Annotated in this window: 11 protein-coding genes; 7 read left to right on the plus strand and 4 right to left on the minus strand. The window is 49.6% G+C overall.

The window, feature by feature from the left end; all coding sequences use genetic code 11:
• Positions 1–100 precede the first annotated feature (100 nt).
• Both H6570_19400 and H6570_19405 read right to left on the minus strand, forming a co-directional pair.
• Positions 101–460 carry a cupin domain-containing protein gene (locus H6570_19400; protein MCB9321454.1) on the minus strand — a complete coding sequence of 120 codons (360 nt, stop codon included), beginning with the start codon at positions 458–460 and terminating at the stop codon, positions 101–103.
• Positions 461–516: 56 nt separating this feature from the next.
• On the minus strand, positions 517–2,415 hold the full coding sequence (locus H6570_19405) for an amidophosphoribosyltransferase (protein MCB9321455.1): 1,899 nt from the start codon (positions 2,413–2,415) through the stop codon (positions 517–519).
• A gap of 333 nt (positions 2,416–2,748) precedes the next feature.
• On the opposite strand from H6570_19405, the gene H6570_19410 reads away from it, so the two are divergent.
• The 7 genes from H6570_19410 to H6570_19440 all read left to right on the plus strand — a co-directional run bounded on the left by H6570_19410 (position 2,749) and on the right by H6570_19440 (position 10,043).
• Positions 2,749–3,054: a hypothetical protein gene (locus H6570_19410; GenBank protein ID MCB9321456.1), complete on the plus strand. Its 306-nt coding sequence runs from the start codon at positions 2,749–2,751 to the stop codon at positions 3,052–3,054.
• Positions 3,055–4,845 carry a DNA mismatch repair endonuclease MutL gene (mutL, locus tag H6570_19415; protein MCB9321457.1) on the plus strand — a complete coding sequence of 597 codons (1,791 nt, stop codon included), beginning with the start codon at positions 3,055–3,057 and terminating at the stop codon, positions 4,843–4,845.
• A gap of 22 nt (positions 4,846–4,867) precedes the next feature.
• Positions 4,868–5,482 (plus strand): rhomboid family intramembrane serine protease, encoded by a 615-nt coding sequence (locus tag H6570_19420; protein MCB9321458.1) that lies wholly within the window; start codon positions 4,868–4,870, stop codon positions 5,480–5,482.
• Between the two features lie 73 nt (positions 5,483–5,555).
• Positions 5,556–6,452 (plus strand): rhomboid family intramembrane serine protease, encoded by an 897-nt coding sequence (locus H6570_19425; protein ID MCB9321459.1) that lies wholly within the window; start codon positions 5,556–5,558, stop codon positions 6,450–6,452.
• Positions 6,453–6,454: 2 nt separating this feature from the next.
• Entirely contained in the window at positions 6,455–7,501 is a 1,047-nt protein-coding gene (locus H6570_19430; protein ID MCB9321460.1) for an endonuclease/exonuclease/phosphatase family protein, read from the plus strand.
• Entirely contained in the window at positions 7,501–8,997 is a 1,497-nt protein-coding gene (locus H6570_19435; GenBank protein ID MCB9321461.1) for a cysteine--tRNA ligase, read from the plus strand. The genes H6570_19430 and H6570_19435 overlap by 1 nt, the downstream gene beginning before the upstream one ends.
• Positions 8,998–9,002: 5 nt before the next feature.
• Positions 9,003–10,043, plus strand: coding sequence for a M28 family peptidase (locus H6570_19440; protein MCB9321462.1), 1,041 nt, complete (start codon positions 9,003–9,005; stop codon positions 10,041–10,043).
• Between the two features lie 3 nt (positions 10,044–10,046).
• Here H6570_19440 and H6570_19445 read toward each other — a convergent pair whose 3' ends face one another.
• Together H6570_19445 and H6570_19450 are read right to left on the minus strand one after the other, a co-directional pair.
• Entirely contained in the window at positions 10,047–11,243 is a 1,197-nt protein-coding gene (locus H6570_19445; protein ID MCB9321463.1) for a hypothetical protein, read from the minus strand.
• A gap of 112 nt (positions 11,244–11,355) precedes the next feature.
• Positions 11,356–12,276: a TIM barrel protein gene (locus H6570_19450; protein MCB9321464.1), complete on the minus strand. Its 921-nt coding sequence runs from the start codon at positions 12,274–12,276 to the stop codon at positions 11,356–11,358.
• Between the last annotated feature and the right edge of the window lie 10 nt (positions 12,277–12,286).

Here is a 12,286-nt window from a genome sequence, read left to right on the forward strand (position 1 = left end):
TTTGTCAGCGTTTCTTACATTATTCGACCATGTCAGAAGGGATTATTCAGAACAACTCCGGGAATCCTGACAAACCCGTTTTAATTTCTGGCCAACAGAATTAAACAGCTATTTCGATCCGGTCTCCTCTCGTTGACGGCCTGGAAATCACTAAAAAGACCAGGTCTTCCGAGTTATCATTGCGGATCTGATGGATGATGTGGGGCGGAATGTAAATTCCACTTCCGGCTTCGACTGTGATGGTCTCATCGGATAGAACAAAGGTGGCTGCGCCGGATAAAATGCGAAAAAACTGTTCTGCGTGTTGATGGTAATGGGTCCGCTCAGCCGTACCGGAAGGCATCCGCTCCTCGATGATGGTCAACTCCGGGGAATTAACCATAAACCATCCGTCACATTGACCACCCCAGATGTAATGTTCACTGTGGTCTCTGTTGCGGATTAATTGATGCGAATTCATTTCTTTTCCGATCGATGGACCAGGATAATGTCTTGGATCAAAGGTCTGACATCTGATTAGTACGCCCTGACTTCTTTCTTCTCCATATAGTTGATGAAGGCCTTGTTCACCACTTTATTTCCTCCCGGTGTCGGGTATCGTCCGGAGAAATACCAGTCGCCTTTGTGATTCGGGCAGGCCACATGCAAACCATCGATGGTCTGGAAGATTACATCAACCGGGATCTCCAGACCTTTGGGTGTGACGATCTCGGCGATCTTTTGGGAGATCTCTTCATCGGTGAAGGTGTTGTAAAGCTCGATGACTTCATTGGTGACCTCTTCTTTTGGCAGGTCTTCCTGTGCTTTACAGCGGTAATAGGTCTCGTCCAGTAAATGGGACTGCCCTTTTTCCTCGAGCAATTTGACCAGGGCCTGGAAGGCGACAAATCCATTCATTTTGGACATATCGATGCCGTAACAATCCGGATAGCGTATTTGCGGAGCCGAGGATACAATGATGATGCGTTTGGGCTTCAGCCGGCTGACGATGTTGATGATACTATCCCGAAGGGTGGTACCACGGACGATGGAGTCGTCGACGAGGACTATGGTATCCACATGGTTCTTGACAATACCATAGGTGACATCGTAGACGTGCGACACCATTCCGCCACGGATGACCTCATCGGCAATGAAGGTGCGCATCTTATCGTCCTTAACGGCTATTTTTTCGGTCCTGGGTAAAACTTTCAGGATTTGATCCAGCGCTTCATCGGTCAGCTCCCCCTGCTCCTGCAGTCGCTTGATGCGTTGTTTCTTGATCTCACACATCCGTTGCTGCAGTCCTTCTACCAATCCATTGAAAGCCACTTCCGCCGTGTTCGGAACGAATGAAAAGATGGTATTCTCCAGGTCGTAGTCGATGGCCTCCAGGATACGGTCGGTGAGGAGTTGTCCCAAACGCTTGCGTTCGAGGTATATATCGCGGTCTGTTCCACGCGAAAAATAGATCCGCTCAAAAGAACAGGGAGTTACCTCACGTTCTTCTGTGAAGGGTTGTTCCATGACTTTGCCATTCTTTTTAATGATCAGTACGTGTCCCGGCTTGACTTCCCGGATAGACTGATAGCTGACATTGGCTACGGTCTGGATGGCTGGCCGCTCGGAAGCCATGATGACGATCTCATCGTCGTGGTAATAAAAAGCAGGACGGATGCCATTGGGATCTCTGATGACAAAGGCATCCCCATAACCGATCATACCGGCCATCACATAACCACCGTCAAATTTCTTACAGGCTCTTCGCATCAGCCGCTGGATATCCAGATTTTCAAAGATCAGCTGATTGATCTCGTCATTGGAATACCCGTCCGGTTTGTACCAGTCGAACAACCGCTGTACTTCATCATCCAGAAAGTGGCCGATCTTCTCCATAACGGTGACGGTGTCGGACTTTTCTTTCGGATACTGTCCCAGCTCAACCAGTTCATCGAAGAGCTCATCGACGTTGGTCATATTAAAGTTACCGGCCAGTACCAGGTTACGGCTTATCCAGTTGTTGAGCCGCAGGAAGGGATGGACGGTCTCGATGGTATTGCTGCCATGGGTGCCGTAGCGAAGGTGGCCCAGGAGTACTTCACCGGTATAGGGCATATTTTCTTTCAACCAGTCGGCATCGTGCAGTTTCTCAGGTGGCAAGTCGTTAAAGTACGTAAAGACCTGGTCAAAAAGATCTTTGAGGTAAGTCGGGCTATTACTGCGTTTACGGCTGATGTAGCGGTGCCCGGGTTCGGGATCCAGTTTGATGGTTGCCAGGCCGGCGCCATCCTGACCGCGGTTACGCATTTTTTGCATCAGCAGATGCAATCGCTGCAGACCGAAAAGGGAAGTGCCGTATTTTTCTTCGTAAAAGGAAAGCGGTTTCAGCAACCGGATGAGTGCAATGCCGCATTCATGCTTAATGACTTCGCTCATAACTGGAATCTAAGCTGCAAAGTTACAGTGAACTACAACGTAAAACAACAAGATTCCGGTTCCGGTTAATTTCATTTGTAATTGAGGGTCAATTTTTAACATAATCAAGATGTATTAAATCATATTAGTCCCGGCTGTTAAATTCCGGTAGGGTTCTTGGCAGAATATCCACCCAATGCTAAAATCTGCTTTTAAATCAAATTGAAACCTGTGTGGTTAAAATATTGTTTAGCGGATATCGGGTTCAGACGTCAATCCGTATCTTTGATAAGCTGGTGACCTGATGGTTAATCATTTCTGTCACGGAGGCCTGGAGTACCAAATCCTAATAAAATGAAATTTTTACACCGCCCTAAGCCGCGCACTTACCGCTACATTCCCCGGTTTTATGATCCGGCTAAAGAAGAGCTGGAACAGCGACTCAGACAGCATGAGACCGGCAAAGGCGACGATGTGGAGGCGGCCAAAGCCCGCATCTCTTCCGGGCTACGCCAGCGCAGTCAGGTCGATACGGAATACCAAAGCCGGCTGATCCGCAAGTCGAATCGGACCCTGTTCTATACCATTGTCCTGTTAATACTTATTACCTTTGTCCTTTTATCTAAAGGTTTACCGACCATCATTCACCTATTGGAATAAATTATGGATATAATCCAGCTTCTACCGGATGCAATAGCAAATCAGATTGCGGCTGGTGAAGTTATACAGCGACCTGCTTCCGTCGTGAAAGAGCTGATGGAAAATGCTGTTGATGCCGGTGCATCCTGGATTCAGGTATTGGTGCGCCAGGCTGGCAAGCAGCTCATCCAGGTGGTGGATAATGGCAGCGGTATGTCGGAAACCGATGCCCGGCTTTGTTTCGAACGCCATGCAACCTCCAAGATCCGGCAGGCTGATGATCTCTTTCACATCCGCACCAAGGGATTTCGCGGAGAAGCCCTGGCATCCATCGCCTCGGTAGCCCAGGTGGAAATGAAGACGCGGGTCACCGGCGAAGACCTGGCTACGCTGATCGCCATCGCGGGCAGTCAGGTAGACAAGCAGGAATACACCCAGGCTCCGGAAGGCACGTCGTTTGCCGTCAAAAATTTATTTTACAATGTCCCCGCCCGTCGCAACTTTCTGAAGTCCGACCCGGTAGAAATGCGGCATATCATCGAAGAATTTCACCGGGTAGCCATAGCCCATCCTCAGATCGGGATGGATCTCTATCACCAGGAAGAAGCCATCTACCGCCTGCCTGCCCAGAACCTGCGTCAGCGTCTGGTTGCTATCTTCGGTAAGGCCATCAATGAAAAACTGGTCCCGGTGGAAGAAGAGACCAACATCGTGCGGATGCATGGTTTCATCGCCAAACCGGACTATGCCAAGAAAAGCAGGGGTGAACAATATTTCTTTGTCAATCAGCGGTACATTAAAAGCCCCTACCTGAATCATGCCGTGAAATCTGCCTACGAGCAACTATTACCGGAAGATCACCATCCCTTTTACGCCTTGTTCCTGGAGATCGACCCGGAGCGCATCGATGTCAACGTCCATCCCACCAAGACGGAAATCAAATTTCAGGAAGAACGCCTGATCTATAATTTATTAAAAGCCAGTGTCAAACATGCGCTGGGCCAATTTCAGATCGTACCCACCCTGGACTTTGAGGCAGAGGGTCTGCAACATCAGCACCAGACTGGGCGTAGTAGCTCATACATGCCTGCCAAAGAAACGGTCGCCACAGATCAGAACTGGCGGAAATTATACGAAGGACTCCAGGATCCATTGCCTAAAAACATGACCGACCCGGTCCCGATCATTCGTCCCTCCCAGGCAAATCATCCGGATCCTTCAGTGGATACCACTCACTGGGGTTGGGAGGCCAAAGAACCGGTTCAGATCCTGCTATCCTACATCCTGGTTCCCATCAAGTCCGGGATGATGCTGATCGACCAGCAAGCAGCCCACGAGCGCATCCTGTACGAACAATACCTCGAACAATTATCAACAGCTGAAGTGCCTTCCCAGCGGGCGTTATTTCCAGCCACGGTGGAACTGAACGGTGGCGACGCCCTTCTGCTCAGGGAATACCTGGCCAAGATCAACCAGCTGGGATTTGAAGTGGAGGAGTTTGGTGGCAACACCTTCATCATCCATGGCTTGCCGGCACAACTGCATTTCGGCGATGAACCCTCCCACCTCGTCGAACAGTTATTGGAAGAGTTGAAACAAAACCGTGATCTTAAGGTCGATGTGAATGAAAAGGTAGCCCGGTCACTGGCCGTGAGTGCCGCATGTAAACGCGGAACCCGGCTCAGCGCAGTGGAAATGCAGGAGATCATCGATCAATTGTTTGCCTGCGAACTTCCATTCAAGAGTCCTGCTGGTCGAAATTGCTTCATAACCCTGGAGAAAAATAAACTGGAGCGACTCTTTTTAAGTTGAACATTGCACAGAATCAGAAATTATGCTCAGACTGACCGACGTCGTTAAACACCTGCTGATCATCAACGTCCTGGTGTTTTTCGCCATGCAAATTTTTCCGGTACTCTACGATTATCTGCCCATGGCCAGTCCCTGGAGTGATTCGTTTATGCCCATGCAGATCGTGACGCACATGTTTGCACATGCCAACTTTACACATATCTTTTTAAATATGTTCGGTCTGTACATGTTTGGTCCCATACTCGAAAGCAGAATGGGCCCCAAACGATTTCTTGCATACTACCTGATCACCGGATTGGGAGCTGGCGTCATTTATATCCTGAGCTTTATGGTCCAGTTTTATCTTCGATTTGGGGATCAGTGGACCATGGCCTTGCCGCACATTCCAACCGTATTGGGTGCATCCGGAGCCATCTTTGGATTGCTGGTCGCCTTCGGGATGCTCTTCCCCAATATGCGGGTGATGCTGCTTTTCCCTCCGATACCGATGAAGGCGAAATACATGGTGATCTTGTTTGCGGTGATCGAAATCGTCAGTGGCGTGGGTAATCTGCAACCGGGAGTGGCCAACTTTGCACACCTGGGCGGAGCCATAACGGGAGCGATCCTGATCCTGTTTTGGAGAAAGCGGTTATGAAGCAAAATCCATGGAATCATCCTAATTATTCCTCTATTTTTGCGTTTATTGTAATAAATCCTGTTTACCTAATATGTTTCAATCGATCTGGCAAGACATCCGGGCAATTTTCCAGCATGGACACATGCTCAACCGGATCATCGTTGTCAATCTGGCCGTATGGGTAGTTGTCCTGCTGGGACAAGTCTTTCTGAAAGGTGCAGGATGGTATGTCCCATTTATCCAGCATCTGGAGCTTTCATCGGATTGGCGTGAGATCCTCTTCCGTCCATGGACGCTGGTCACCCACATGTTTCTGCATGAAGGGCTGTTTCATATCTTATTCAACCTGCTGGTGTTGTATTGGTTCGGGCGGATCGTAGGGGATTTCATTGGAGACCACCGTGTATTGCCGCTGTATCTGCTGGGTGGTTTGGCCGGCGCCGTATTTTTCTTTTTCAGCGCCAATATTCAGCATCCGGACATCACGCATTACGCCCTGGGGGCATCAGCAGCAGTAACCTGCTTTATACTGACCAGTGCGTGGTTGTCCCCTAATTACGAGATGCACCTTCTGCTGATCGGTCCGGTCAAAATCAAATACATCGCTTTCTTCGTCATGTTGCTGGACCTGGTGGGCGTCGCCAACAATGCCAATTCCGGTGGGCATTTCGCACACCTGGGTGGTGCCGTGATGGGCATCGTTTATGTAGAAATGCTGCGACGGGGTGATGATCTGGCCTATCCTTTCATCCGCTTTTTCAATTGGCTTGGCCATCTGGGACAAGCGCCGGTAAAAAATCCACCTCCCCGTACCGCCGTGCTGGTAAAGCATCCCGCCATGCGGTCTCGGCAAAAAATAAATGACTACCAGGGTATGAACCACCAGGAAAAACTGGATGCCATCCTGGACAAGATCAAAGCCAAAGGTTATGAAAAACTATCCGATGAAGAGAAAGCCTTTTTAACGGAAGCAAGTAAAAAAGACTGATTTTGAAAAGACTGGCCAAGATCATGCTGGGACTCAACATCGGATTGGTCATTCTGACCCTATTGTCCTACCTGTCCCCCCTGATCAACCCCATCACCTTCTGGCCTACTTCCCTGCTGGGTATTTTTTACCCGATTCTCTTCGTATTGAACCTTCTTTTTATCGTCCTATGGCTGGTGAGCAAACCGGCTTATGCACTCATATCTTTTTTAACCCTGGCTCTCGGCTGGCGTCAGGTCCAAAACATTTATGCCTTGCCCTTAACCGAGCATGAAATACCTGCCGATGCCAGTACCCTCCATGTCATGAGCTACAATGTGGCTTATCTTAACCGGGTCATGAGCAACGCACGCCATAGCAGGGAAGATGAATTCAGCGCTTACATCAAAGAGAAAAATCCCGATATCGTCTGCCTGCAGGAAGTCAATGAAAAAACCGTTGACTTTTTTGCCAGCCTGCTGGATTCCAGCTTTACCTCCGAAATTCGAAAACCGGCCGGTATACTGTCCCGGTATCCCATCAGGCAAACCGGCTATCTTTTTGACTATGCACAAAAGGTGTATGCCCTGTGGGCTGATATCGAGTACGACGAATCATTGATCCGTGTTTACTGCCTATACCTGCAATCCAATCAAATCACCCGGGATGCGGATAATCTGGTACGCGAGGGAGACCTCCAGGAGGAAAAAACCTGGTCTACCGTTGCAACGATCCTAACCAAATATCGTTCAGCCGCACAAAAGCGGGCTGAGATCCTTCCGGTCCTTGAGCAACATCTTAAGGAGTGTCCATATCCATATATCCTGGCCGGGGATTTCAACGATGTGCCGCATTCTTATCTCTATCATCAGCTCAGTGAAGGTCTGAGTGATTCCTTTCATTTTTCCAAAGGAGTCAAGTTTACCTACGGTGGTGTTATACCTTTTTTACGCATTGATTACATCCTGGCTACCCCGCATTGGAACATTTATACCTTCGACCGCGACCAGGTTAATTATTCGGATCATTTCCCCATATTCAGTACCTTAGCGCTCGCAAAAAAATCATGATGAACACCAAGTTAGTGGTCTACAACAGCTGGTCTGGGGAGAAGGAAGTATTTACCCCAATTCATGAAGGCCGGGTTGGAATGTATGTTTGCGGACCGACCGTTTACAGTGATGTCCATCTCGGAAACTGCCGCACTTTTGTCAGCTTTGATATCATCTTTCGCTATCTGAAATACCTCGGTTACCAGGTCCGGTATGTTCGCAATATTACTGATGTCGGGCACCTGGAAGGCGATGCAGACACCGATGCCGAAGATAAAATTTCTAAAAAAGCTCGCCTCGAACATGTTGAGCCGATGGAAGTGGTCCAGCGCTACTCCAATGGCTTTCATGAGATGATGCACATCTTCAATACCCTGCCACCAAGCATCGAGCCCAGAGCCACCGGCCACATCATCGAGCAGATCGAAATGGTTCAGGCCATACTGGACAATGGCTATGGCTACATCAAGAATGGATCGGTGTACTTTGACGTACAGAAATTCATCAATGAAAAAGACCTGTACGGCAAACTCTCCGGCCGGGTCGTCGAAGATCTCTTGTCACTGACCCGTGATAATCTGAAAAACCAGGACGAAAAAGAACATCCCTCGGATTTCGCCATCTGGATCAAAGCAGATCCACGCCACCTGATGCGCTGGAATTCTCCCTGGTCGGTCGGTTTCCCCGGCTGGCATCTGGAATGTTCTGCGATGAGCACCAAATACCTGGGCAAACAGTTTGATATCCACGGTGGTGGTACCGACCTGAAATTTCCCCATCACGAAAATGAAATAGCACAGAATGTAGGCGCTTGTGGCACTCCACCGGCAAAATACTGGCTTCATAGTAATATGCTCCTCATGAATGGACGGAAGATGTCCAAGAGCGAGGGTAATACCATCACGCCCTTCCAATTGTTTACCGGCGACAGTCCGCTGATTTCCAAAGGATACAGCCCGATGGTGGTGCGCTTCTTTATGCTGCAATCCCATTACCGCAGCACCCTGGATCTGACGGACGGCGCCCTGCAGGCAGCCGAGAAAGGTTTCCTCCGTCTTATGGAAGCGACTCATACCGTGAAAGAAATTGCAGGAGCGGTCGGTAAAAGTGAAAGCACCCTGGATCAGGAGCTGAACGCCCTGATGGACGGGATCTTCGAAGACATGAATGACGATTTCAACACACCCAAAGCTATGGCACGGGTATTTGATCTGGTCACCCGTATCAATGGTTTGAAAGCGGGTCATTTAGCCATCGCGGAGGTAACCCCGGAAACCCTTGACCGATTGCAAAAAATCCTTCCGGACGTCGTCTTTGAAATATTTGGATTAAAAGAAGAAACCGGATCGGATGACAGCGCCCTGGATGGGGTGATGCAACTGGTCATTGACATACGCCGGCAGGCACGAACAAAAAAAGACTGGGCGACCGCCGATCAAATACGGGATCAGCTCAATGATTTGCACATTCAACTCAAAGATGGTCCGGAAGGCACCACCTGGTCCAAATCTTAATCTTTATGCATTTCTACAAGCATTCGTTATCGCTGACCCCATTCTGGGTCGTTACATTATTTGTCTTTATTGCAAGTATCAGCTGCAGACAAGAACCAAAAACAGCGGTTTCTTCTGCGACTGAAACGCCTGCTTTGCAGCCTCCGTCTTTTCAGATGGACAGTGCTTTCGCCTTTGTCGAAAAGCAGGTCTCATTTGGACCCCGTGTTCCGGGAAGTCCTGCCCACGAAGCCTGCCTGGAATGGATCGCCAACAAACTATCTGGTTTTGGACTGCAGGTCGAAAAACAGATGTTTTCAGCAACCATTTATACCGGCCAGACAGTTACCGGTACGAATATCATCACCCGGATCAACCCGGATCAGAACAAGCGTATTTTATTAGGCGCCCACTGGGATAGCCGGTTTATCGCCGAACAGGATGCGGATGTGACCACCCAGAAAGAGCCCATCCTGGGCGCTGACGATGGTGGTAGCGGCGTTGGCGTATTGATAGAAGTTGCCCGCCAGCTTGCTCAGTCATCCATTCCATTAGGCGTTGATATTATCTTTTTTGATGTAGAAGACCAGGGTGAGCGGGCCGGAGCCAATGACTCCTGGTGCCTCGGTGCCCAGTACTGGAGCCGTGAACCGCATGTAGCCGGATATCAGGCAAAATACGGTATCCTGCTGGATATGGTAGGTGCTCATGATGCCCAGTTCCCGGTAGAAGACCTGACCAATATCCCGGGCTATACCAACCAGGTTGCCAGCCGGGTTTCCGCCACCTATCTGAAAGTCTGGCGGCTGGCCCAGCAGATGGGAAAAGGGAACCTATTTGTCAACCGCTCGGTCGGTGGTGGCATTGATGATCATTATTTTGTATCCACGATCCGTGGTCTGCCGATGATCGACATCATCAATAAACCGATGAACAGCCCGACTTCGTTTGGTACACACTGGCACACCCATCAGGACAACATGGAAGTGATTGACCGGCGTACCCTGCGCTCGGTAGGTCAGGTGCTCCTGGCAGTCTTGTTCCGGGAGGCTTCAGGCAATTTCTGATTACTACGATATCCGGTTTACCGGAAGTTTCGAGACACCGGCCGTTATCATCCTCATCAGGTCAGACCATATGTTGGCTTCCATATCCCGGTTATTGGGAAATGGCACCTCCGGATTATCCACCAGACGCTTTTCATCGCTGGTCAATGCGCGAATGTCACCCTGATAGCGTGCAAACTGGTTGTTGAATTGCTGGTATAAATCGACGGGATGACTCCATACGATGGCACCGTTCGATTCATCCCTTAATTCAAGGCTTCCATGCAAGACGGCTTCCCGGGACTTGATCACTTCCACAATTCTGGCACTGGCGGTGATCCAAACCGGATCTTTTATTGCGTGTCCAAGGCTGTCGAATACTGCATTTCCTGCCGTATCTCTGCGTACCCGGTATCCGTCAATGACCCGTTGCTGAGCATGGTGTTTTTGTTCTGAGATACGTTCCGGACTTATGGACCAACGGTCCACATCCAGGTACAATACAAAATCATAGGGTATGGGATCATCCTGAAAGTGCAGGTTTGTCCAGTTATTGATCAACTGGGCTGGTACATCACTCCGCCATGCGACAGGCAAATCAGCCCAGGCTGGGGTGCGTTGATCCGCCACGATAAACAAAATATGATTGGTTCCCAGCTCCCGGCTTTCTTCTATAGCATCGGTGAGATCTGACCGGTCCGGCTCTAGCTGATACCACTTATGGTAAAGCTCATAGACTTCTCTGGCCGCATATTTATCGCCATCCCGGGCCTGAACCATCAGGGCATCCGTTTCAACCTTATAGGCATCCGTAAGCCGGTCCAGGATCCGGTCTTTCCAGTTCAGCAACGTGTCGATTGACAGCGTTGAGATTGAGAATCCGGAACCTTCAATGCGGTACCTGATCTGCTCTATTTGCTGCTGCTGCCGGATAACCAGGTTAACTTCGGATAAGGTCTCCTCCAGCTGGCTGCTGCGGCCAGGACTGGACAGAAATGGGGTGATACGCCGGATGAAGACGGGCTCATGACGATTGTAGGCTTCCTGTAACCAGGCTACTTTTTCTGCAGTTATTTTACCACGGTCCAGGCGCCGGATCAAACCATCCAGGGCTTCCTCATAGCGTCCTTGCTGAATTAATTTTTCTGGCCCGGCGCACGACATGATTGCGATCATGAAGATCAGGGCAGGATAAATCAGGCGGTGTAAATTGTATTTCATGGCTTTCCGGTTTATCTGATAATACTGTAGGACCGGAATGAACCACACAAAAAGTTTTAACGCGGCGTTAAACCCGCTGCAGAAAGCTCTGAATTTGTTGTGAATGCGCAGATCAGAACATATCAACTTCCCGGTACGCCCTGATAACCGCTAATTCTCCTTCCTTGCCATTCAGTGAATTACCATGTTCCATGCCCAGGATCCCCTGCCAGTCACGGCTATGGATGTATTTAAAGACATTGCGGTAGTTGATCTCCCCGGTTGTCGGTTCCTTGCGGCCGGGATTGTCACCAATCTGGAAATAGGCAATTTCGTCCCAGGCAGCTTCAATATTCGGAATGAGGTTACCTTCCGTGATTTGCTGGTGGTAGATATCAAACAGGATCTTACAGCTGGGGCTGTCTACGGCTTTACAAATCTCATAAGCCTGAGCTGCTTTTTTCAGGAATTGTCCGGGGTGATCCCGGAAATTAAGAGATTCCAGCACCATCACCAGACCGTGAGGTTCCAGAATGGCTGATGCCTGCTTGAGGGATTCGATGACATGTGCAGTCTGGTATCCCATCTCCATCCGGAGTTCTACATGACCTGGTACGACCGTCATCCAGGTAGCATTAACCCGTTTGGCTACTTCCACACTTTCGCGGATACCCTGCAGGAATTCGGCTCTTTTGTCCGCATCCCCATTGGTCAGGTTGGGCTCGTCCCAGTAGATCTTGTGCGCAACAAATACACCCATCTGCAGATTTCTTTTGGCCATGGTGGATGCCATTTGTTGCTGGACGGAAATATCCCGGTCTTTCATCCCGTTGTCTTCAAAGGCCGTAAATCCCTGATCCGCCATAAATTCCAACTGGGCAATTGGGTCTTCGCCGGCGGTAAGCCTGAACATCCCCAGATGGGGTGCATACTTGAGCTGGAAAGCGGCGCCAGCGGGCGGATTTGATCCGGATAAAGCAGTCATTCCAGCTCCACCAATAACCGATGCTGCGGTTGTAACTGCTCCTTGTTTGATAAATTTGCGACGGTTCATGACCTTTGTT

The organism is Lewinellaceae bacterium, from assembly GCA_020636135.1.
Lineage (GTDB): Bacteria > Bacteroidota > Bacteroidia > Chitinophagales > Saprospiraceae > JAGQXC01.